The following is a 21,083-nucleotide window of genomic DNA, read 5'->3' on the forward strand; positions in this document are numbered from 1 at the left end:
GGCTTCTGGCTAAAGGCGCTTTAGAATGGCCTTCATCTGCGCGATTTCGCGCTTCTGGGACTCCACGATCCCACTAGGGCCGAAGCACAGTTGACGGATCTCAGCGTCCTTGATCGACGCCTGGCCGCACATCAAAATCGCGCCGGAGTGGTGGGGTATCATGGAGCGAACGAACTGTCGGTCGCCGACAAACCCTTGGGCGCGAATTCCTGCCAACGAAAGAACGAATACGGCGGCAAAGACGACGTATAGGCCAACATTGAGTTTGGTGTTGCGATACATCGACTTCATCGTCAGCAGCATCACTGCGGCCATCGGCGCCCACATCACCAGCGCCATGTAGAAGAAGTTGATGTTCTGGACGAACTCTCCCCAGCTCGAGATCATCGCGAACATTGCAATATACATGATGACGAGGCTCAAGGCGAGATTGAGCGCGAGCATCATATAGTGATGCTGTATCATCTGGCGATCCATTGATCCTTCGATCTTATGTTCTGTCCGCACGTCCCTCTCCTATCGCGCTCAATTTCTAGATTGTGGCTTCGCCGTAGATGTGCGGCTACAACGCGGCATTATCGGAAGAGTTCAATCACAAGGCCCAGCTTTAGACTCCACACGCGCACGTGGTGGCAAAGGGATCGTCGGAAGAGTTGCGATCGCAGGCTCTAATCGATCGCGATCGGCTGTACGCCGATGAGGTCGACAACAAGCGGCGATCGTAGGCAGCCTATGTCAGCCTGGCCAGTGCGCGGTTCTCAGCACGTATGCGCACCCAAAGCATGGCGGCGTTCAAGGCGGAGAATATCAGGGCGTAGGTCGGCAAGCCGAAGGCGATCGGCAGCACCGCAATCTCGGCGACAACGACGGCATAGTTCGGGTGGGACAGGACGCGATAGGGTCCGCGCCTCACCAGGGGTGCGCCGGGAAGTACAATGATCCGGGTGGTCCAGCGATCTCCCAGCGTTGCGATGACCCAGATCCGCAACAGTTGCAGGAGCAAGAAGAGGCTCAGCCAAAGCGGCGCGACCGGCCGGTCCCAGGCCATCATCCAAAGACCGATCAGCCAGGCGGCGTGCAAGGAGACCACGATAGGATAGTGACCAGACCCCATCTCGACGCCGCCTCTGGCCAGGAGCCTTGCGGAGTTCCGGCGGGCAAGGAGAAGCTCGGCGATCCGTTGCAGGGTCACGAGGGCCAGGACCGTGACGGACAGGGTCACGCCGCGCGATCCAGGGTGACGGTGCTCGCGGTGAAGCCTGGTCCCAACGCCGTGAGAACCGAGCGCGGCGGCATGCCAGAGCGCCGAACGCGGTCGAGGACGAACAGCGCGGTCGGGGCGGACATATTGCCATGGTCAGCCAAGACCTCGCGTTCTCGATCCAGGCCGCCCTGCGGGATCGACAGCGAAAGCTCCAGCGCCTCGATCACTTTCACGCCGCCGGGATGGCAGATGAACCGGTCTATGTCCTCGACCTCTAGATTCTGGCCGCCCAACATCGACGCCATGGCTGGCCGCAGATTGGTTTTGGCGAATGGCGGGATCGCGCGTGCGAAGATCACCCCGAGGCCCGTCGGCTCGACCCGCCACCCCATGACATCGAGCGTGGCGGGCCAGGTATGCTCGGCGATCCCAGTCACCTGGGCGAAACCGCCCTCCCCGGCCCGGACCACGCAGGCTGCAGCGCCATCGCCGAACAGCGCCGTGGCCACGATGTCGGCCTTGCTGAGGTTGTCCAGCCGGAACGCAAGGGAACAAAGCTCGACGGTGACGAAGAGGACGATGGCGCCTGGAGTCGCCGCCGCGAGTTTGGCGGCCAGAGCAAGACCGGTCGCGCCGCCGGCGCAGCCGAGACCAAAGACCGGCACACGGGCGGCGTCGGGTCGGAATTTCATGCGCTCCATCGCGCGCGCCTCCAGACTGGGCGTCGCGATCCCCGTAGACGACACCGTGACGATGACGTCGACGTCGGGGCCGGCGAGCCCCGCCTCGGCCAGCGCCGCGGAGGCCGCCTGCACGAACAGGTCCGTCGCGCCATCGAGGTAAGCTTCGGTGCGTTCGGGCCAGCCCCGGGGCTCGAAGTACCATTCGATCGGCCGGATCACCTGCCGGGTACGAACGCCGGCCGAGGTGAAGACCGGAGCCATACGCTCGAACTGCGGAAACTTATCGTAAAACAGGTCTCGCGCCGCCTGCTCCACTTGCGCTTGCGCCAGCACGTTAGGCGGGGACGCCGTTGCGAGCGACAAGAGGGCCACGGGAGGCGGCATGAACTGTGGAATCCTGCGCATGACGTCGTCCGACCTCGACGACGGATTAGGCAAACAGATCGCAGCTCGCAGGGTTCCCGAAGTGACCGATGATCGCAGACACCGTCTTCGCAAATCGACGCCGGAGGACTGCGCAAGCAAGCCGTTGCGTAGGCCCAGATTGGAGGGTGGCTCGGCGTTCGAATACTCGGTATGGCAACTTTGTTGTGTGGTTCTGAGGGGGAGAAGCACGGTTGTACGTATATCCCTTAGATATGGAGAGGTTTCATGCGTTCCAATCGTTTTGCACTTCGCGGCGCGTCCGCGATGTTCACAGTGCTCGCCCTGGCGCCCGCGCCCGGGTTCGCTCAGTCCACCGCTCCTGAAGCTCTGGAAGAGGTGGTCGTCACAGCAGAGAAGCGCGAGACAAATCTGCAGGACACGCCGGTCGCCGTCACGGCGGTCACCGGCGAGACCCTTCGCGCGCTCGGGGTCTCCACCCTCGAGGATCTGCAGGTCTTTACGCCGGGTGTCACCATCACCAACGACTCGATGGCGATCGTGAACATCCGAGGCATCGGCACCTCGGCCTTCGGTGTCGCCACCGACCCGAGTTCGACGGTCCACTACGACGGCGTCTATATTCCGAGGCCGACCACTAGTTACCAGGACATGTTCGACGTGGAGCGCATCGAACTGCTCCGTGGTCCCCAGGGCGTTCTGTTCGGACGCAACTCCGCCGGCGGCACGCTGAACATCACCTCGCGGGCGCCCACGTCTGAGTTGGAAGGGATACTCAGCGCGACGGTAGGCAACTACGATCGACGGACATTCTCCGGCTCCGTGTCCGGGCCGCTTGGCGAGCGCATCCGCGGCCGCCTGACCGTCCTCAAGAACGATCGCGACGGCATCTACGACAATCCGAAGACAGGCGAAAAATACCAGGACATCGACCGTTTCGCCGCGCGCGCCACGCTCGCAATCGACCTCGCCGAAAACTTCGATCTGACGCTGCGCGCCGACTATGGCCGCGACCGCGAGACGGGCTATCCGTCCATTCGCCAAAGCTACCCGGCGGACTTCGCGCGGGCCGGCGCGACCATCCCGCGCGGCGAGGACGAGCTGATCCTCGACACGCGACCGCGCAACAACGTGGAGAACGGCGGCGTCTCGGCGACCGCTACGTACGTGACGGCTCCCGTGACCCTGAAGTCGATCACTGCCTATCGCGGCAGCACGGTCAACCAGGTTCTCGACGTAGATGCGACGGACCTCTTCCTACGCAACATCACCCTCTACGAACGGTCGCGCTCCTTCACGCAGGAGCTGCAGCTTAGCAACAACGAGCCTGAGCGCCTGGAATGGATCGTCGGCGCCTTCTACCTGCGCGAAAAGGCCCGCGACCAGCTGCAGATCCTGGAGCCCGCCCGCACCCTCGGCCTGCCCGAAAGCAACGTCACCAATGCGCTGGCGGCCTACGGCCAGGCCACGTTCCGGCTGACCGATCGGCTCCGGCTCACCGGCGGCGCCCGTTATAGCTACGAGGAAAAGGATTTCGCTTACCGCGTCCTTTCCGGAGGGACCGATGTGGGCGGTGAAGCGGCCAAGGCGTCCTGGCGTGCATGGACCCCGAAAGTCGGGATTCAGTACGACGTCAGTGAAGACGTGATGGCCTACGCCTCCATCACGCGCGGCTTTAAGTCGGGAGGCTTCCAACTTGGGGACGGCCGGCCGTTCCGGCCGGAGTATATCTGGAGCTACGAGGGCGGGGTGAAGTCCATGTTCTGGGACCGCCGTGTCCGGGCGAACCTCAGCGTCTTCTACTACGACTATACCGACCTGCAGGTGGTTGAGTACATCAACGGGGTGGCCACCACCACCAACGCCGGCAAGGCCACCCTGAAGGGCGGCGAGCTGGAGGTCACGGTGAGGCCCGTCCGCGGCCTCGACCTGAACGCGACGGCGGCCTACCTCGACGCTGAGTACGACCGCTTCTTCGACAATGGGGTCAGTCTGGCCGGGAACATCCTGCCGAACGCGCCGCGGTGGAACTTCACAGGGGCCGCACAGTACCGGTGGGAGTTCGTCGACGGGCACAGCCTGACCCTGCGGGGCGACATCGCCTGGCGTGATCGCGTCCAATTCAAGCCGAACAACCTGCGCCAGTTTTCGGGCGAGCCGTACACGCTGCTGAACGCCCGGGCGACCTTTGCAACGGCCGGCGATGTCTGGGAGGTGGCCGTGTTCGGCCGCAATCTTACCGACGAGCGGTACGCGACCTACAAGACCGTCGGAACCGACGCCACCGGAGTCTCGAACCCGGCCCTGCCGCTCGCCGTCTACGGAGAGCCGCGGCAATATGGTGTGCAGCTCGTGCGCCGGTTCTAGGCTTCTTGCCCCCTCCGCCCTCGGCGGAGGGGGATCTTTGGGTTTCGAGAAAAACAGATGCAACATCACCATTTCGCCGCGTTCGCGATCTTGGCCATCGCCGCTCCGGCTTCGGCGCAGACACAGGCGGCGCAGGGCGCCGGCGGCCGAGGTTCGCAACGTCCTCGACGCGTTCACGACCGCCCTGGAGCAACGCGAGGTTAGAGAGTTGGCGCGGCTCTTCACCCCGGACGCCGCCGTCCTCGAAGGCGGGCGTTACGAGGGGCCGATCGGTCAATACCTGAACCATCATCTCGGGCCGGAGCTCGCCGCATTCGACAGTTTCGAGATCAAGAATCGCAAGGTGGACATTCAGGTGCTGGGCGAGGTGGCGTGGGCCCGCGAGGAGCACGGCTACGTCATCCGCGCCAAGGGCCGCCAAGGCGTCATCGAACGGCGCGGGGTGAGCACGGCCGTCCTGGTGCGAAGCGCCGGCGCCTGGCGCATCGCACAGCTTCACCTGTCCTCAAGGGCCCTGAGAGCGACCCGAGCGCGCCTCCATGCTGTGGGAGTGAAGCAACGTCCGCTCCCGGATTGATCGGAAAGTGCCGACGGGCGGCGGGAGCCGGCGCTTGTGCGCGTCAAATTCTGCCTGTCCGCGTCGCAGACGCGAAGAACCAGCCTGGATCGTGAGCCTCTGAAGGCGGCGCGGTCCCGGTTGCTCGACCCGACCGGGAGTATTGACGCTCGCGCATCACTCCCGGTCAAATCTCAGAGCCCGACGTGGGTCGTGCTAGACCTTGATGTCGAGCGTGCCCGCAGGCTTGCTATTGTGCGAGGTCTCGCCAGTGGCGTGGCTCGTCTCAGGCTTGGCCGGCGGCTGGGTTTGCTGCGGCGCCCGAGCGGCCTGCGCCAGGGCGGCAGAATTCACGGCGCTTGCGGCGGAGACGTTCATCGGAATGTTCCTTCCTCGTTGTGCTCTTGCTGAGCTCAGAAATCGCTAGCGGGAGCGCACTGAAGAAACAGTGAATGGCCCCCACTATTCATGGTGCGCGTCTTGGCAGAAGAGCATGCCTCCACGTGCCCACAAGCAGGTCAGGCACGCCTTCAGGTCCTCGCCAATCTCTAGCGATGCGGCGCTATCACAGCGGGAGCGCGCCGACGTTTCGCGTTTCAGCCCTCGTGGCGTCCATTTACACCAGCCCTTCAGCGGCGACACCATGGTTGGCCCTGCAAGCAGGCAAGTGGTCTGTTGAGGAAGTGGCAGCCCAATCCCTGCCCATCAACGGGGCCGACGGTAAGGTCCGGCGCGCAGTCCGTCACTAGAGACTGCGATTCACCGTGAATGAAATGCCGCGCTAGGCGAGGGGTATCCATCTCGCCGCGCGTAACACCTTCAAGGAGCGAGATTGCGGCCGGGAGCCCTGGGCTGAACGGGCGATCTCTGCGGCAGGAACGGCAAGCGATGAAGCACATCTTTGCGCTGGTCCTGTGCCTCGGCGCCGCTACGGCTGCGAGCGCGCACCCCGGGGCCGGGGACGGACCGTCGACCCCTAGGCCGGCAAGCCGGCCCGCGCCACGTCCGCAGGCGATCTCGCCCCCGGCGGCCCCGCCATTGAAGATGAGTGAGATTCGCGGCGTCGGCCTGGTGCGAGCCATCGATGCAACGGCAGGCAGGATCACAATCGCCTACGACGCCATCGAGCCGCTGAACTGGCCCGCAGGGACGATGGCCTTCGCCGTGGGCAAGAGCGCTCTTCTGAATAGCGCTACGGTAGGGGACAAGGTCCGCTTCAGGTTGGAGAGCCAGCAGATCACCGAACTGACCCGCTTCTGACGCTACGCCTCAGCGTCGCGGCGCAGGGTGACCAAGATCGAGCGACGCAAACAATGGGAGAGATGATCAGGCGGCACGGTTCGACGAGACCGTCGTTAGGTCCCTGACCGAAGACACGAGGTGAAGGTGGACGCCGAGGCGTCCGACAGCAGACTCGCCCGATCAGCCGCGGCTGGGGATGATCGGGCCTTCGCCCTGCTCGTTCGTCGCCATAAGGATGGCCTCTACCGGCTGCTCCGCCGCTACACCGGGGACGCCGACGAAGCTTACGAAGCCGTGCACGAAGCCTTCATCGCCGCGTGGAGCGCACTGAAGCGCTACGATTCGGAGCGCCCCTTTGGCGCCTGGCTGCGCACGATCGCGATCAACAAGGCGCGCGACCGTGGCCGCCGATAGGTGGTCCGTCGTGTGATCTTCGGGTCGGGCGGTCTCGAGGATACCGAGGCGCTGAGCGCGCCCGACCCGTCGCCCAGCGCCGAGGCCGGCGTTTTGGTGGACGAGCAAGCGATGCGGCTGGACCGCGCCATCGCGCGGTTGCCGGCGCCCCTGAAGGAGCCGCTTTTGCTCACCGCCTTCGAAGGTCTGAGTCATCACGACGCCGCCCAGATCCTCGGCGTCTCGATCAAGACCATCGAGACGCGCGTCTACCGGGCCCGCAAGCTGCTGGCCGAGCAGCTCGACACCGACATGCGGCCCTCCGCTAGGTAAGCCGGTGGGAGACTTTCTCGAGCGCGGCGACCCCGGACCCGAAACGGGCTATCGCCTCTCGATGCTGCTCCAGGGCGCTATACGGGAGATACCGCACGCTGAGGTCGGCGATCCGGCTGAAGGCCGGTCTGGCGATCTGCGCCCGCACGTCGGCTTCGCGCTTGTCGGGCGCGACGAGGAACAGGCTGTGAAGTCCGCTCGCGTCGCCGCCCAGCGCCAAGTCCAGCATTCGCACGATCCCCGAATAGATCGAAGTCGTGTGCTCCACCTCGAAAGCCGCCACGATGGACCCAACCCTGTCGAGCCAGAGCACATCGATGAGCCGAACGGCCTCGGCGCCGGGCCGACTGTCGAGGACGCTCGGCAGCCGCTCCAGGCAGTGATCGCCCAGGCGACCGGGCCCAAACGGGCGCCCACGATCGTTCTGCGCGATCCATACCTCGTAGCCGAGCGCGCGCGCCAGATCGCGAAGCCAGCCCTGGATTTCCGTGTGGGTCCGCGCGTCAGCCTCGGCGGCCGAGGGTTTGACGGCCTGCGCGCGAACCCTGGCCAGATCCGCCTCCCATTCGGTGCGCGCGGCGGTGTCATTGGTGCGTGGCGGCGGCGCATAGAGCCCCATGCCCAGGTCGAAGCAGAACGCCGCGGCCGCGCCGAGGTCGTTGGACAGCTGGTCGCGGTATTTGCGATTAAAGGCGATCAGGCCCTGCCGCATCGCCAGGTACTCGTCCCAGCGCCCAAGCTTCACGTTGGCGCCAGTCAAGGCGTTGTAGCCGCGCACGATCGCCGTGTTGAACGGCGGCGCGATGGTCGGGTGCAGGAAGTAGAGTATGTTGGCCACCGCTGGGCCCAGACCCTTGATCTTCAGCGCATCGATCCGGTGAATCTCCGCCAGGACGTGCTCTTCAGTGTCGCAACAGACGCAGGCGTCTAACAGTTGGCCGAACGCGCGCTGGTTGCCCGGGTGCTCATAGATGTCAGGGATGCGCAGCTTGGGCTTCCACAGGAAGGCATGGTCCGCCCCTTTGAACACCTGCCGCTGCTCGGCGATCGAATGGACGACGGTCTCCAGAGACGATCCGCGGTAAGCGACGCCGAAGCGCTCGGCCTCGATCTCGGCGGCCACCTGTTGGACGCCGCGCCGGATCGACCGGAAGTTCTTCAGGCGGTCCTCCCAGAGGAACCAGCTCTGATAGGCGCCTGCCGGATCGTTCCGCCACCGGCTCAGCAGTTCACGTGTCAACTCGTCGGACAACTCTATTCCCCCCGCAGGCGCGCATGTTCGCTGCACCGACTTCCAACCACAAGCTCTCCCCCCTGCTGAAAAGGAACATTGATGGTTTATCTCGCCAGACTGACCTCGGTCATGGTCGCGGCCCTGCTCGCCGCTCCGATGACGGCGTCCGCCCATGATCCGGTCCCCGGCCCTTCGCTGATGGCCGCACATCTCAACCCCGCAGCCGCCGAGGCAGCGACTGTCGTCGACGCCTTCCATGCGGCTCTGAAGGCGGGGGACGCTTCAAAGGCCGCGAGTCTGCTTGATGACGCCGTCCTGATCTTTGAGGCCGGCGGCGCGGAGCGCTCAAGATCGGACTACGCGGCCCACCATCTGCCGGCCGACGCGGCCTTCGCCAAGCTGGCTACGGAAACCCTGAACCGTCGCAGCGGCGGCGGCGGCGGAAACCGGCAGCGACGACTATCTGACGAAGCCATTTTCGTTCGGGGAACTGATGGCGCGGATCGCCGCCATCGTCCGACGGGGTTCAGGCGCGGCCACAGCCACGACGACCCTGCAGGTGGGCGATCTGGAGCTGGACCTCTTGGCGCGTTCGGCCAAGCGGGGCGCCCGGCGTATCGAGCTACTCAACAAGGAGTTCCAACTCCTTGAATACTTCATGCGCCATGCTGGCCAGGTGGTGACACGCACCATGCTTCTCGAAGCCGCTTGGGACTACAGCTTCGATCCCGGAACCAATGTCATAGACGTCCATGTGAGCCGGCTCCGCGGCAAGCTTGAGCACGGGGGAGGAGCCGCCGCTGCTGCATACGGTCCGCGGCGCCGGATACCAGCTTGACGCGCGTTAGCCGGCCCCGGCGCCGACCGCAGGCGGCGGCGTTCCGCGGCGCCCTGTGGATCACGCTGATCGCCGTGGTCACGACCGTCGCGGCGCTGAGCGTCCAGCACTTTCAGACTGTCCGGGTGTTGAAGATCGAACTCAAGCACCTGCTCGAGGGCGAGGCGGACGCGCTCGTCCTTCGCTATCGTGATGGCGGCCTGGGCGGCCTCGCTAACTATATCGACGAGCAGACCCGGACGCAGCGACGCGACGTGGTCTACATGGTCTCCGATGGCGCCGGGCGGCGTCTGGCGGGCAATGTCTTGGTCTGGCCAAGCGGGCTTGCGGCCGAGCACCTGGCCATCACGACCGTGCAGGTGCGGCGAGGCGGTCAGGTCCAGTCGCGACGGATCGAGGCCGAGGTCCGCACCCTCGGGCCCGGCACGCGGCTCTTGGTCGGACACCTGGCGGACAGCCGCATCGCGCTTGGGCGTCGCTATTGGATGTCGCTCGCGCTGTCGGTGCTGGCGACCGCCGTGCTCGGGCTGAGCCTTGGTTGGCTCGTCAGCCGGCGTGGTGTGCGCGTGGTGCGGGCGGCGGCCGACACGGGGGATCGATTCCTCAGCGGTGACTTGGATGAGCGGCTGAAGGTCTCGCCCCGCGACGACGAATTCGATCGCCTGGCCGAGGTGTTCAACGCCTGCCTCGACGAGATCGAGCGCATGGTCCGTTCGCTCCGCGCCGCCACCGATGGCCTGGCGCACGACCTGAAGACGCCGCTGACACGGATCAAGGCGCGCCTGGAATTGGCGGCGCTACGCGGGCAGGAGGTTCCGCAACAGGATATCCTGTCGGAGACGGCGCGCGATCTCGACGCCCTCTTGGCGTTGGTGAACGGGCTGCTGGTGCTGGCCAGGGCTGACGCCACCACGGCCGATAGCTTCGTGGCGCTCGACCTCGCGGCGGTCGCGCAAGAGGCCTACGACCTCTACGCGCCGCTTGCGGAGGATGCCGGGCAGCATCTCCTCCTTCAACTCTCGCCAGCGCCGGCGCGCGGGGTTTCGAGCCTCCTCCTCCACGCGACCGCCAACCTGATCGACAACGCCATCAAGTACGGGAGCCCAGGTGGGCAGATCGTCGTCGCCACGGGAATCGAAGGTGCGGCCAGCAGCCTGACCATTGGCGATCAAGGGCCGGGGATCGCACCGGATGCGCGGGACCGGGCCGTACAGCGCTTCAGCCGGCTCGACGAGAGCCGCTCGACGCCCGGCAGCGGCCTGGGACTATCCCTCGTGGCGACCGTCGCGCGGGTCCATCGTGGCCAACTCGTGCTGGCGGACAATCAGCCCGGGCTCAGAGCGGAGCTGCGTTTGCCGCTGAGCCCGGGCCGGGACCTACGCCCCGCCCGCGCGGCGAAGGAGATCACCGGTGAGACTGCCCGTGTGATCGGAACGGAAGGGTGAAGCGCGCGCCCCATCCGCCATAGGTGCGGTTGGGCGCGTATCCATAGACGCCGTATGGACGGGCGGGGCCGACCGCAGAATCGTAGCCGTGGCGGGCGCTGTAATCATAACGAGCGCCGCCGTAGTAGGCGCGATCGGCCTGATACGGTCTCGCGGCCCCATAAGGGTTTGCGCGCCAGGCGCTGGCCGATGGCGCATAAGGTGCGCCGGGATGGCCGTAAGGCTGTGCCGAGGCGGCCGAGGCGATCGTGAGGGCGGCCGTCGCAGCGGCGGCGGCAAGAAGGCGTTGCATGGCATGCTCCTTGGACTGGCCGACATGACGTCGGCGAACAGGACCGTTGTCGCCCACGTGGATGTCGTGAACCGAAAGCGGACGTGACATCGGATTTAGGCGATCGGGCGCGAGCTAAGGGGTCGGCCGGACCCGGCGCGTAATCCCATTAGCAATGCTGACAGAGGAATCCTGTGGTCCGCGAGAAGACGAGACCCGATCGCCTGAGCGGGCGCCGGCGCGGCCCGCTTTTCTGGACGGAGGCGCTCATCGTCGCCGCCGCTATTGTTGGATTGACCGCCTATGAAGTCGTTGGAACCAACACGCCCAACGCCGATGACCGAATCTGGATCTCCGACCCACATAGAGATTTCCACGGGTCTGCACCCGCGCCGCGGCGCTGATGGACGGCGCCGAGGTTCTCGACGTGGCGCGCGAGGCCATCTGGCTGACGGTGCAAATCTCGGCGCCGGTGTTGATCGTCGGTCTGGTCGTCGGCGTCGCGATTGGACTTCTGCAAGCCCTGACGCAGATCCAGGAGCAGACGCTCGTCTACGCCCCGAAGATCGTGGCCATCTTCATCGCGCTCTTGATCTTCCTGCCGATGATGGCCGCCCTGATGAAGGGCTTCATGGAGCACATCGCGCAGCGGATCGCGGCGATGTAGCGACGCGAGGCGGCGGCTGACCTCAAGACATTAAACCAAGTTCATGTTCGAGACAGGCGCCGCTCACGGCGGCCGGATCAATCTCAACGGAGCTCTCAGGGAGGCAAGACTATGCAGGTGATGGGGTGGGATCTGCGGCATCCGAGGACACATCTCGGGATCGCCGTCGTGCTGGGCGCGGCCGGGCTGCTCGCCGCCGTGGCTATTGGCGTGACCATCGGACTGGGGCTTTACAACATCGGCGCCGACGCGCCCCACACCCGGCCGGTCTACAGGGTGCTGGAAACCCTGCGCGACCGGTCGATCAGCGTCAGGGCGTCAGCGATCAAGCCGCCGGCGAACTTGAACGACCCCAAGCGGATCGCGAGCGGCGCGGGGCTGTACACCGAGATGTGCAGCGGCTGCCACCTGGCGCCTGGCCTCGAAAAAACCGAGATGAGCCAAGGGCTCTATCCGCAGGCCCCTGAGCTCTGGCGGCACGCAGACCTGACGGCTGGCGAGCAGTTCTGGGCGATCAAGCACGGGATCAAGATGACCGCCATGCCGGCCTGGGGACGAACCCACAGCGACGAGCTGATCTGGGACATGGTGGCCTTTGTCCGCCAGCTGCCCAGGATGTCGCCCGCGCAGTATCAGGCGGCCATCAAGAGCGCTCCAGCCGACCACGACGAGATGATGAATGAAGGCGGCGGTATGCCCGGGATGGCGATGCCGGGCATGACGATGCCGTCCAAAGAATCGGATGGTCATCCCGGGCACGAACACTGACGCGCGTATGCCGGAGGTTTCACAGCCGAACCAAGACGTCGACCCGGAGCTTTCAATGGACGACATCTTCGACTGTCTGATCCTTGGCGCGGGTCCGGCCGGCCTCGCCGCGGCGCTCTATCTGCGCCGGTTTCGCCGAACTGTCTTGGTCGCCGACGCCGGACAAAGCCGTGCGGCGTTGATCCCACGCAGTCACAACGTCCCCGGTTTCGCCGGGGGCATTCGCGGGCTGGACCTACTCGCCCAATTGCGCGAGCAGCTGGCGCCGTTCGGGCCGGTGGATTGGGCCGGTGAAGTGACCCGTTTGGAGCGCGTGGACGAAACCCTCTGGCGTGCGACTTTCGCGGATCGGGCGGTGCTCGGCCGCACTGTCCTGTTCGCCACCGGCGTAGTCGACCGGCGGCCGCCGATCTCCGAGCCCGAGCAGGCGATCCAGGATGGACTGCTTCGGTTCTGTCCCATCTGCGACGGGTTCGAAGCCATGCTGGATAGGATCGCGGTCATCGGCATGGACGATCACGCCGCAAGCGAGGCGCTGTTCCTCCGCGCCTACAGCCCCAGCGTCAGTTTGCTGACGCTCGGCCCGAACCATGGGGTCTCGCGGGCCAGTCGCGAGGCGCTCGACGCTGCGGGCGTACCGCTGATCGCCGCGCAGCCCGATACCCTGAAGGTCGAAGACGGCCGGCTGCACGCCTGGCGGATGGACGGATCACAGCTCGAACCGTTCGAAGTGGTCTACGGCGCCCTGGGCGTTGTTCCGCAGTCGGACCTCGCCGAGGCGATCGGCGTCGTCGTCGATGGTTCGGGATGCATCCTCGTGGATGAGCACCAGCGCACATTCTTGCCGAGCGTCTATGCCGCGGGAGACGTCGCACGGGGCCTCGATCAGATCAGCGTCGCTGTCGGTGAGGCGGCGATCGCCGCGACCTCCATTCACAATAGCCTCGCGCCTGTGCGCACCCTCCATGTCTGAGGTGTCGCGTAAGAGATCCGCGCGCTCACCAGCCGCAGTCTCGACCGTCACGGTCTATCACTTCACCTGTTCGACAGGCGGCTCCCCCGCCACGACGAACCGCTTGGCGACGCGCGAAGCGATTGAAGCCCTTCCCGGCGCCGCTCGCATCCTCTGCACCGGGATCGGCGTCGATCCCACGGCAGTGGAGAATGGGTTTCTGCGCGCGGACTATGACTGGACGTAAGGGGCGGCGAGCCGGTTCCGGTGCAACTGCGACAGTCGCTCCTCGCCCGCGGGCCGCGCGCTCAACTCGTCCGCGGAGGGCTCAAGCGTAGGGCAGCCTTCCCGGCAAACTGCCAAGCTCCGCAGCGTCGTCACCAACCATGGTGGTGGTCGACGTGGTCGGGATGATGATGGCCGCCGTATCCGTAGCCGGCATGTCCGCCACGACCGTAGCTGTAGCCCGGAACCACGCTTGGGCCGTACCAGACGCGCGTCCCCTGCGGGTAGACGTAGACCCGAGGGCCCGGCGTCCAATAAGGCGCAGAGTAGCCCGAGTAACCGGCGTCGCCGCGATAGGCGGGCGGATAGTCGCCTCGCGGATAGGTGCTGTAGCCATATTCCACCCATCTCCCCGCCGGGCCTCGCGGCATCCGGTCATGCGCGGACGCGACCGCGGGGAGCGCGACGGCCGCGCAAAGCAGGATCATCTTCAAACAACGGGTCATGGCGCGCCTCCTGTCGTCACCACAGGTCGTCCCGTCGAACGAGCGGCCTGCGTGGCGGAGAACGCCGAGGAAGTGGGACGCGACCGAGGCGGGTCGCGCCCCTCCCCAGCGTGCGTCGCTGGCGGGGGATCGGGCCAGCGCAGCCACCAGAGCCGATCGGGGGCTCTAATCCGGGATACGCGCGACGTGGGCTGCAGCCCTCAAGCGCCGGGGTCTGCGCGAGCGCGAATCCACAGATCCGTCAGTAGCTGAGCCGCAGCGACAGCCGCACGGCGCGGGGCGAGCCGGGGGTGATGTTCGTATTACTGTTGGCGGCGGCGTAGTAGCCCTTGTCGAAGACGTTCTCGACGTTGAGCTGCGCCGACACCTGATCGGAGACCTGGTAATAGAGGGCCGCGTCGACGCGCGTGAAGCCCGGCAGCGTCACGGTGTTGTCGGTCGCAGCGAAGATGGCGCCGCGGTAGATCACACCGAGGCCAAGGCCCAGGCGTGGCGTCACGTCCACGCGGTTCCAGAGCGAGGCCAAATGCCTTGGCAGCTGCGCGAGGCGCGCCCCGGCGCGAACGGTGGCTGACTGCGTCTGGGTGATCTCACCATCCTGGTAGGCGTAACCGCCCACGAGGGTCCATCCGGGCCGCAGACGCCCTCGGCGGCAAGCTCCACGCCCTTGCTGCGTTGGCCCTTCACCAGGACCAGGCGGATGGGATCGGCCGGATCGGTCGCGGCGACATTCTCGCGATCGAGTTGGTAGATGGCGGCAGTCAGGGAGAAATCGGGGCGCAGGTCCCACTTCACGCCGACCTCCCGGTTGATGAACCGTTCCGGATCGAGCGCCTGGTTGGACAGGGACAGGGAGCTCAACTGGTCGCCCGCACGCGGCAGATAAGAGCGGCTGTAGCTGGCGTAGAGGGCGAGCGGCTCCACCGGCTTGAAGACCAGACCGGCGCGGGGCGACCAGAGCTTGTCGCTCGTGGCGAACACAGCGCCGGTCCGGTTGTTGCGGAAGTTCACGTCGAACCGATCATAGCGCAGCCCGACGATCGCCTGTAGGCGGCCGGTGAGCTGGATCTGGTCCTGCGCGTAGGCCGCAGCGATCTTGGCGACGCCGTGGTTGTCGGCGTCGGTGGCGCTCTGCCGATAGGTGACCGGAACCGAGACCGTCGGTGCGGCCAGCGGGACCGTGATCGTGGTCACCGTGGGTCCGATCCCCGTGAAGTAGCCGGTCTGGCGGAAGTTGTCGGTCCTCTGCCGCCCGAACTCGGCGCCGAGCAGCAGCTTGTGGCCTACGGGGCCCGTGGCCGCCGACCATGTGAGGTCGGTCTGATTGAACAGATTCTCGCGCCGCGTCGCGTTGTTGTAGGCCGAGAGGGCGACCGCGGTCCCGGCGGCGTTGACCGCCCCAGGATAGACGTTCTGGTAGGCCTTGTCGTAGTCGCCGAAGCTGGTGACGTTGCGCAGCCTGACGCCGCCGCCGAAATCGTGTTCGATCACACCGCTGGCGACGTTGATCGTGGCGCCTGTGGGGCTGTCGCCGGGATCACCGAAAAAGGTAGAGCTGCGGGTGCGAACCGGCCGCCCCTGGAACGACGGAATCCCGCGATCGGCCATCATGTCGTAGGTGAAATACTCGTAGCTCAGGCGAACGGTCGTCCGCGGGCCCAAGAGCAGCCTGGCCGTTGGGTTGACGCCGTAGCGCTCCAGCCGAACCCCATCGCGATAGCTGTCCGAATTCTCGTAGACGCCCGTGGCCCGCAGCGCGATCCGCTCATCCAGCGGTTGGCGCAGGTCGCCGGTGAGGCGGCGGTTGTTCCACGAGCCGCCTTGCAGCACCAACTCGCCGCCTTGGGTTCCGTCCGCCTGCCGGGTGACTCGGTTGAGGATCCCGCCGCCGCCGCCGCGGCCGAAGATCATTGCGTTGGGCCCTTTCAGCGCTTCGACGCGCTCGACGTTGTAGAGGTCGCGGAAGTATTCGACGTCATCGCGCACGCCATCGACGAAGAAGTTCGCCGTCGAACTGACGCCTCGCATGATCGGGGCGTTACGTTTGCCCTCGCCCTGGGCCATCCCCACGCCGGGAATGTAACGGACCACATCGGCCATGCCCTGCATCGCCTGGTCATCGATCAACGCGCGCGTCACCACGCTCACCGCCTGCGGCGTGTCGATCGGGGCGGTGGCCGCCTTCGTCGCCGTCCGGGTCTGCTCGACGCCATAGCCGCCCCGCGCGCCCCGCACCGTCACGCTCGTGACTTCAGTCGCCGCGTCCCCCGCCCAGGCTAATCCGGGCGCCAGGAGCGGCAGCAACGAAACGGTCGAGGCGAGCGGGGTCGCGCGGCGGACCGCTCGTCGAAGGGAGACGGACACGTTGAAGGCTCCTGCGCAGCTTTGCCGCCTTCTACGAGCCCGCCCCTCCGTCAATGTGAATGCGACGCATTCGCATATTTGCTAGTAGACAGGTGGCGCCGCCGCCGGCGCCGGGGTGGTGTAAGGGTGCGGCATCAGCCGAGGACGGCCGTGATGACCATAGCCGTAATCCCCCACATCGAGCTGCAGGAGACAGTTGGCGTAGGCTTCTGTACCGGGGAGAAGCCGTAGGTGACGCAGGCCTGCCGGTGCCGGGCCGCCATTTCCGCGGCGCTGATGCACCCGCTGAGGACTAGGGAGAGCCCAGCGACCGAGGCGGTGACGGCGAACCGTTTCGGTGCGCGCCAGGGGCGATCCTGCTCATGCGCAGCAGAGCCAGGGCCGATCTTGTTTGGGGAGCTGAAGGGTTTTGGCACGGGTAAGCCTCCAGACGCTGCGGCCTGCTCTAAAGAGCATACGTCCCAACGGGCTCGGGCCCCTCAAAAACCTGAGGGAGCCGCGCGAGGCTGCGGCTCGCGCGGAACGCCTGCGATCCGCCGCGTGTTCTGTCTCCAGGACAGGCCACCATGGACCCTCACTCCCACACATCGGGAACCGGCAGCACGGCGGCGCTCGGCGGCCACCCGCTACACCCCATGCTCGTCGGATTTCCGATCACGCTCTTCATCGGCGCCTTCATCACGGACGTGGTGTACCTCGCAACGAGCGGAGCGTTCTGGGCGCAAAGCTCCGTTTGGCTGCTCGCCGTAGGCGTCGCGATGGGGCTGCTCGCCGCCGTTCCCGGGGCGATCGACCTGCTCACGATCGAACATGCGCGGCGCTGGCGCCTGGCCTGGATCCATGGCCTGATGAACCTCGGCCTCGTGACGTTGGCCGCGATCAACCTCTTCCTGCGCTGGCGCGATCCGGAAGCTGCCGTGGCCCCATTCGGGGTCCTCCTGTCGGCCATCTGCGTCGGATTGCTCGCGATCACCGGCTGGCTCGGCGGTGAAATGGTCTATCGGCATGGCGTCGGCGTCTCCAAGGCGGTAGGCCATACCAAGGGCTCGGACGCCGCTCACGACGCTGCGACGACGACGGGGAGCGCCGCCCAGGGCGACGAGCACGCCGCACCCGCGCGCCGACCCTGACGATGCTCCGCGACATCCTGCTCTATTCGATGGTTGGTTTGGCGATCTATCTCATCGCGGCGTTCGTAGCGCGCTGTTGGCGCAACGCCCGTGGACGCGGTTCGCAACAGGGCCGCCGTCCCTTCTGATCAAGCATCAGCTCGTCCGATCGCCGATCTAAGGGCTGGAGCTCGCCTGACGCGTATCCCCAAAGACGGCGTAAAAGGTGCGCAGATGAGCGATTGCCTGGACCGGCTGATGGCAGACCTGGCGGCGACGCCAGCCGATGCGCGATTCGAGAGCATGGAAGCCGAGGTCATGCGCAGGATCGTGGCCCTGAGAGAAGAGGCCCGCGTTCTGGCGGAGCTCCAACCGGTACGGGTCGCCTCGATCGTGCTCGCGCTGGCGATGGGCGTGACCACGGGCGCTGCGCTCGTCGCGTCGGCCATGGTCACGCCGAAGCCCTATGCGGTGCTGTCCAGCGCCGGCCACTTCGCCCCATCCACCCTTCTCGAGGGGCGGGACTGAGGTTAGGCCAGACAATCTCGGAAAGGGACCACAAGGAGGTTCGCAGATGTCAGCCATGGTAGCGATCGGGAGGATCTTCCTTGGTCTCGCGCTTCTGGCCCTTGTCACAGCGTGGGTCAGCGAGCTGCGCGGCGGCCCCGTCTTTGGTCTTTCCCAGCAGCATCTGTTTGGTGACGCCACGGTGATGGCCTTGCTGGGCATCGGAGCCATGGTCGACGCCTTCTGGCATGCGCGCAACCGCTAGCGCCGTTGCACCTGGCGCTGGGCGCGGCTGCGGAGAAACGACTTGGTTCTGCTGGGTGGCCGCGGGTTCGCGCGTATCCCCATAGAGCGAGTCCAGACGACTGAGGCGAAGGGAGCGCACGATGGCGGAACGCGAGCTCGTGCTGGTGACCGGCGGCAGCGGCTTCATCGGCAGCGCGGTGATCAAACGCCTGGCGCAGGATTACCAGGTGGTGGCGCTGGATCGCGCCGGTCCGCCGGACCCCCCCGCCGAGGCCGCCGCGGTCGATTTCGACCTAGGAACAGACGAGGGCGTCGCCAAGGCCCTGGAGACGGTCCGCGCACGCTTCGGCGGTCGGATCGCCTCTGTCGTCCATCTGGCCGCCTACTTCGATGTCTCCGGCAAGCCCAATCCGCTCTACGATAAGATCACCGTCCAGGGGGCGCGACGTCTGATCGAGGGCCTCCAAGGGTTCGAGGTCGGCCAGTTCATCCTGGCGAGCACCATGTTGGTGCATCGGCCAACCGACCGGCCGGACAAGACCATCGACGAGGACTCGCCCATCGCGCCGGGCTGGGCCTACCCGGAATCGAAGGTCAAGAGCGAAGCCGTGCTGCGCGAGGCGCACGGCGACATTCCCCTCGTGCTGCTGCGCATCGCCGGCGTCTACGACGACCAGGCCCACTCCCCGTTCATCGCCGAACACGTGGCGCGCATCTATGAGCATAGGCTGACCGCCCACGTCTACCCGGGCATGCTCTGCGCCGGCCAGTCCTTCATCCATCTCGAGGATCTGGTCGACGCGATCGCCAGGCTCGTGGTGCGCCGCGCCCAACTGCCTCCCGAGCTTCCTCTGTTGCTCGGCGAGCCGGAGGCGCTCGGCTATGGCGAGGTGCAGGACATCATTGGGCGGACCTTGCACGGCGAGGATTGGGACACGGTGCGGATCCCTCAGCCGATCGCCAAGCTGGGCGCCTGGTTGCAGACCGAAGCGCTGGGGGACGAAGAGTTCGTGAAGCCTTGGATGGTCGACCAGTCTAACGACCATTACGTCCTCGACATTACCCGCGCCCGCACCCTGCTCGATTGGACGCCGCAGCACAGCCTAAGGACCACCCTGCCGAAGATTGTGGAGGCGCTGAAGCGAGACCCCAAGGGCTGGTACGAGACCAACCATCTCGACGCGGCGGTCGTGGCCTGGAACCGGCCGCATGGTGCGTCGCACACGGCCGGGCAGGACACCGAACCGTCCAGAACGGGTGACCACATGGCGCATCACCCGGCTCCTGCGCCTCCAGCCGGAGCTGCTGGCGAAGAGCATGCCGCACACGGCGGCGGCCATGATCACATGGCGATGATGGAGGCTGACGCCCGGCGGGTCCGCTGGGCGCACTTCGCCAATATCGGCCTGGGCCTTTGGCTCGCCGCCAGCCCGTTCATCTATGACGGGCTGGGCGCCGCCGCGGCGAGCCCGCTCGTCCGGGCGGTGACGGAAGCCCGCGGGCTGGCCAGCCTTGACACCCGGGCCGCCGCGCTCTTCTTCAGCGATCTCCTGAGCGGCCTTGCGATCGCCGCGTTCGGGGTCCTGTCGCTCTCCAAGCGCACGGCCTGGTTCGCCCAGTGGGCCAACACCTTCGTGGGCCTTTGGCTGCTCTTCGCGCCGATGCTGTTCTGGACGCCCAGCGCCGCGCAATACCTCAACGACACCCTCGTGGGCGTGCTGGTGATCGCCTTCTCGGTGCTGATCCCGATGATGCCCGGCATGAGCATGGCGGGAATGATGGATCCGAAGAACATCCCCCCGGCTGGACCTACGGTCCCTCGACCTGGCCTCAGCGGCTGCCGATCGCGCTGCTGGGCCTGATCGGTCTGCTGATCTCCCGCGTCCTCACCGCCTACCAGCTCGGGCACATTGACGGCGTGTTCGAGCCCTTCTTTGGCGGCGATCCGGCGAATCCCCAGAACGGCACGGAGGAGATCATCACCTCGTCCGTCTCCAAGGCCTGGCCGATCCCAGATGCGGGCCTGGGCGCCATCAGCTACACGCTCGAAATCCTGATGGCGGTGATGGGTGGGCGCGACCGGTGGCGGACGATGCCGTGGATGGTCACCTTCTTCGGCATCCTGGTGATCCCGCTCGGGGTGGTCAGCATCTACTTCATCATCATTCAGCCCATCGTGATCGGGACCTGGTGCACGCTTTGCCTGTTGGCCGCCCTGGCGATGCTGATCATGATCCCGTTCGCCTTGGACGAGGTGATCGCCATGGGACAGTACCTCTGGTGGGTCCATTGCACCGGCAAGCCCCTGATCCGCACCTTCTTCCAAGGCGGCCCGGTGGATGCCGGCGCCGTGGACGAGGCGGACGCACTGGCAAGTCCAAGCACGTTCTGGAAGGATTCGGTTCGGGGAATGACCTTCCCCTGGACGCTCGTCGTGAGCGTCGCCATCGGAGCTCTCCTGATGCTGACGCGGGTCGTGTTCGGCGCCTCCGGCGCCATGGCCAACAGCGATCATGTGGTGGGCGCGCTCGTGATCACCGTGGCGATCATCGCCACTTCCGAGGTCGCCCGCGCCGTCCGGCTGGTGAACGCGGCGCTGGGCCTCTGGCTCGTCGCCGCGCCGTTCCTGCTGAGCGGCGACACACCCGCGGGCCGCATCGCCAGCATCGCCCTGGGGCTCGCTCTGCTTGGGCTCAGTCTGCCGCGCGGCCGTCGCAGCCCCGAGCATTACGCCAGTTGGGACAGGTTGGTGCTTTGACGGGGATGTTCGGCATGGCGCGAACATCGCA

23 protein-coding genes are annotated in these 21,083 nt (G+C 66.1%); 15 read left to right on the forward strand and 8 right to left on the reverse strand.

Annotated features, from left to right (window positions below; genetic code table 11):
* Window positions 1–9 precede the first annotated feature (9 nt).
* The 3 genes from LRS10_RS23435 to LRS10_RS23445 form a co-directional block, all read right to left on the reverse strand.
* Complete coding sequence (locus LRS10_RS23435) at window positions 10–507, reverse strand: DUF305 domain-containing protein (protein WP_257839570.1); 498 nt, start codon at window positions 505–507, stop codon at window positions 10–12.
* A 223-nt stretch (window positions 508–730) separates the two neighbouring features.
* A complete protein-coding gene (locus tag LRS10_RS23440) occupies window positions 731–1,222 on the reverse strand; it encodes an isoprenylcysteine carboxyl methyltransferase family protein (RefSeq protein ID WP_066686105.1) in 492 nt (163 codons plus the stop codon).
* Window positions 1,219–2,502, reverse strand: a complete 1,284-nt coding sequence (locus tag LRS10_RS23445; protein WP_257839571.1) for a type III polyketide synthase — start codon at window positions 2,500–2,502, stop codon at window positions 1,219–1,221. Before LRS10_RS23445 ends, LRS10_RS23440 begins: the two co-directional genes overlap by 4 nt.
* Window positions 2,503–2,538: 36 nt before the next feature.
* Between LRS10_RS23445 and LRS10_RS23450 the strand changes: the two genes are divergently transcribed.
* On the forward strand, window positions 2,539–4,638 hold the full coding sequence (locus tag LRS10_RS23450; protein ID WP_257839572.1) for a TonB-dependent receptor: 2,100 nt from the start codon (window positions 2,539–2,541) through the stop codon (window positions 4,636–4,638).
* Entirely contained in the window at window positions 4,610–5,215 is a 606-nt protein-coding gene (locus LRS10_RS23455; protein WP_257839573.1) for a nuclear transport factor 2 family protein, read from the forward strand. The genes LRS10_RS23450 and LRS10_RS23455 overlap by 29 nt, the downstream gene beginning before the upstream one ends.
* Before the next feature lie 195 nt (window positions 5,216–5,410).
* On the opposite strand, the gene LRS10_RS23460 is transcribed toward LRS10_RS23455, so the two are convergent.
* The gene (locus LRS10_RS23460) at window positions 5,411–5,572 is read right to left on the reverse strand and encodes a hypothetical protein (RefSeq protein ID WP_156449536.1); all 162 of its coding nucleotides are present in this window, start codon (window positions 5,570–5,572) and stop codon (window positions 5,411–5,413) included.
* A gap of 666 nt (window positions 5,573–6,238) precedes the next feature.
* Between LRS10_RS23460 and LRS10_RS23465 the strand changes: the two genes are divergently transcribed.
* The 3 genes from LRS10_RS23465 to LRS10_RS24685 all read left to right on the forward strand — a co-directional run bounded on the left by LRS10_RS23465 (window position 6,239) and on the right by LRS10_RS24685 (window position 7,162).
* Window positions 6,239–6,454: a copper-binding protein gene (locus LRS10_RS23465; protein ID WP_068875187.1), complete on the forward strand. Its 216-nt coding sequence runs from the start codon at window positions 6,239–6,241 to the stop codon at window positions 6,452–6,454.
* 120 nt (window positions 6,455–6,574) lie between these two features.
* Window positions 6,575–6,850 carry a sigma factor gene (locus tag LRS10_RS24680; protein WP_308238045.1) on the forward strand — a complete coding sequence of 92 codons (276 nt, stop codon included), beginning with the start codon at window positions 6,575–6,577 and terminating at the stop codon, window positions 6,848–6,850.
* Window positions 6,851–7,162 (forward strand): RNA polymerase sigma factor, encoded by a 312-nt coding sequence (locus tag LRS10_RS24685; protein ID WP_308238046.1) that lies wholly within the window; start codon window positions 6,851–6,853, stop codon window positions 7,160–7,162.
* Here the strand turns inward: LRS10_RS24685 and LRS10_RS23475 are convergent.
* Window positions 7,155–8,414, reverse strand: coding sequence for a type II restriction endonuclease (locus tag LRS10_RS23475; RefSeq protein WP_066686095.1), 1,260 nt, complete (start codon window positions 8,412–8,414; stop codon window positions 7,155–7,157). The genes LRS10_RS24685 and LRS10_RS23475 overlap by 8 nt on opposite strands.
* A 475-nt stretch (window positions 8,415–8,889) precedes the next feature.
* Between LRS10_RS23475 and LRS10_RS23480 the strand changes: the two genes are divergently transcribed.
* The 5 genes from LRS10_RS23480 (at window position 8,890) to LRS10_RS23500 (ending at window position 13,358) form a co-directional block, all read left to right on the forward strand.
* Window positions 8,890–9,234 carry a response regulator transcription factor gene (locus tag LRS10_RS23480; protein WP_308238047.1) on the forward strand — a complete coding sequence of 115 codons (345 nt, stop codon included), beginning with the start codon at window positions 8,890–8,892 and terminating at the stop codon, window positions 9,232–9,234.
* Window positions 9,231–10,679, forward strand: coding sequence for a HAMP domain-containing sensor histidine kinase (locus LRS10_RS23485; RefSeq protein WP_257839574.1), 1,449 nt, complete (start codon window positions 9,231–9,233; stop codon window positions 10,677–10,679). Before LRS10_RS23480 ends, LRS10_RS23485 begins: the two co-directional genes overlap by 4 nt.
* Window positions 10,680–11,350: 671 nt before the next feature.
* A complete protein-coding gene (fliQ, locus tag LRS10_RS23490) occupies window positions 11,351–11,617 on the forward strand; it encodes a flagellar biosynthesis protein FliQ (protein WP_197426790.1) in 267 nt (88 codons plus the stop codon).
* A 111-nt stretch (window positions 11,618–11,728) separates the two neighbouring features.
* Window positions 11,729–12,385: a cytochrome c gene (locus LRS10_RS23495; RefSeq protein WP_231732122.1), complete on the forward strand. Its 657-nt coding sequence runs from the start codon at window positions 11,729–11,731 to the stop codon at window positions 12,383–12,385.
* Window positions 12,360–13,358, forward strand: a complete 999-nt coding sequence (locus LRS10_RS23500; protein WP_066680193.1) for an NAD(P)/FAD-dependent oxidoreductase — start codon at window positions 12,360–12,362, stop codon at window positions 13,356–13,358. Before LRS10_RS23495 ends, LRS10_RS23500 begins: the two co-directional genes overlap by 26 nt.
* Before the next feature lie 356 nt (window positions 13,359–13,714).
* Here the strand turns inward: LRS10_RS23500 and LRS10_RS23505 are convergent, their stop codons facing one another.
* The 3 genes from LRS10_RS23505 to LRS10_RS23515 all read right to left on the reverse strand — a co-directional run bounded on the left by LRS10_RS23505 (window position 13,715) and on the right by LRS10_RS23515 (window position 16,432).
* Entirely contained in the window at window positions 13,715–14,068 is a 354-nt protein-coding gene (locus LRS10_RS23505) for a hypothetical protein (RefSeq protein ID WP_066730303.1), read from the reverse strand.
* A gap of 241 nt (window positions 14,069–14,309) precedes the next feature.
* Window positions 14,310–14,657: a TonB-dependent receptor domain-containing protein gene (locus LRS10_RS23510; protein ID WP_257839676.1), complete on the reverse strand. Its 348-nt coding sequence runs from the start codon at window positions 14,655–14,657 to the stop codon at window positions 14,310–14,312.
* Window positions 14,564–16,432, reverse strand: a complete 1,869-nt coding sequence (locus tag LRS10_RS23515) for a TonB-dependent siderophore receptor (RefSeq protein ID WP_257839575.1) — start codon at window positions 16,430–16,432, stop codon at window positions 14,564–14,566. The genes LRS10_RS23510 and LRS10_RS23515 overlap by 94 nt, the downstream gene beginning before the upstream one ends.
* Before the next feature lie 566 nt (window positions 16,433–16,998).
* Between LRS10_RS23515 and LRS10_RS23520 the strand changes: the two genes are divergently transcribed.
* The 5 genes from LRS10_RS23520 (at window position 16,999) to LRS10_RS23540 (ending at window position 21,052) form a co-directional block, all read left to right on the forward strand.
* A complete protein-coding gene (locus LRS10_RS23520) occupies window positions 16,999–17,562 on the forward strand; it encodes a DUF2231 domain-containing protein (RefSeq protein WP_257839576.1) in 564 nt (187 codons plus the stop codon).
* 213 nt (window positions 17,563–17,775) lie between these two features.
* Window positions 17,776–18,069, forward strand: a complete 294-nt coding sequence (locus LRS10_RS23525; RefSeq protein WP_257839577.1) for a hypothetical protein — start codon at window positions 17,776–17,778, stop codon at window positions 18,067–18,069.
* Window positions 18,070–18,124: 55 nt separating this feature from the next.
* The gene (locus LRS10_RS23530; RefSeq protein ID WP_257839578.1) at window positions 18,125–18,313 is read left to right on the forward strand and encodes a hypothetical protein; all 189 of its coding nucleotides are present in this window, start codon (window positions 18,125–18,127) and stop codon (window positions 18,311–18,313) included.
* Window positions 18,314–18,434: 121 nt separating this feature from the next.
* On the forward strand, window positions 18,435–20,156 hold the full coding sequence (locus LRS10_RS23535; RefSeq protein ID WP_257839579.1) for an NAD(P)-dependent oxidoreductase: 1,722 nt from the start codon (window positions 18,435–18,437) through the stop codon (window positions 20,154–20,156).
* Between the two features lie 11 nt (window positions 20,157–20,167).
* Entirely contained in the window at window positions 20,168–21,052 is an 885-nt protein-coding gene (locus LRS10_RS23540; protein ID WP_257839677.1) for a vitamin K epoxide reductase family protein, read from the forward strand.
* Window positions 21,053–21,083: the final 31 nt, after the last annotated feature.

Source organism: Phenylobacterium sp. J426, assembly GCF_024699945.1.
GTDB lineage: Bacteria > Pseudomonadota > Alphaproteobacteria > Caulobacterales > Caulobacteraceae > Phenylobacterium.

What these genes read in the sequence shown, in the direction of transcription:
- LRS10_RS23450 (WP_257839572.1), top strand. Translation starts at nt 2,539, where the DNA reads ATGCGTTCCAATCGTTTTGCACTTCGCGGCGCGTCCGCGATGTTCACA.
- LRS10_RS23455 (WP_257839573.1), top strand. Translation starts at nt 4,610, where the DNA reads ATGGTGTGCAGCTCGTGCGCCGGTTCTAGGCTTCTTGCCCCCTCCGCC.
- LRS10_RS23460 (WP_156449536.1), bottom strand. Translation starts at nt 5,572, where the DNA reads ATGAACGTCTCCGCCGCAAGCGCCGTGAATTCTGCCGCCCTGGCGCAG.
- LRS10_RS23465 (WP_068875187.1), top strand. Translation starts at nt 6,239, where the DNA reads ATGAGTGAGATTCGCGGCGTCGGCCTGGTGCGAGCCATCGATGCAACG.
- LRS10_RS23480 (WP_308238047.1), top strand. Translation starts at nt 8,890, where the DNA reads ATGGCGCGGATCGCCGCCATCGTCCGACGGGGTTCAGGCGCGGCCACA.
- LRS10_RS23495 (WP_231732122.1), top strand. Translation starts at nt 11,729, where the DNA reads ATGCAGGTGATGGGGTGGGATCTGCGGCATCCGAGGACACATCTCGGG.
- LRS10_RS23500 (WP_066680193.1), top strand. Translation starts at nt 12,360, where the DNA reads ATGGTCATCCCGGGCACGAACACTGACGCGCGTATGCCGGAGGTTTCA.
- LRS10_RS23505 (WP_066730303.1), bottom strand. Translation starts at nt 14,068, where the DNA reads ATGACCCGTTGTTTGAAGATGATCCTGCTTTGCGCGGCCGTCGCGCTC.
- LRS10_RS23520 (WP_257839576.1), top strand. Translation starts at nt 16,999, where the DNA reads ATGGACCCTCACTCCCACACATCGGGAACCGGCAGCACGGCGGCGCTC.
- LRS10_RS23525 (WP_257839577.1), top strand. Translation starts at nt 17,776, where the DNA reads ATGAGCGATTGCCTGGACCGGCTGATGGCAGACCTGGCGGCGACGCCA.
- LRS10_RS23530 (WP_257839578.1), top strand. Translation starts at nt 18,125, where the DNA reads ATGGTAGCGATCGGGAGGATCTTCCTTGGTCTCGCGCTTCTGGCCCTT.
- LRS10_RS23535 (WP_257839579.1), top strand. Translation starts at nt 18,435, where the DNA reads ATGGCGGAACGCGAGCTCGTGCTGGTGACCGGCGGCAGCGGCTTCATC.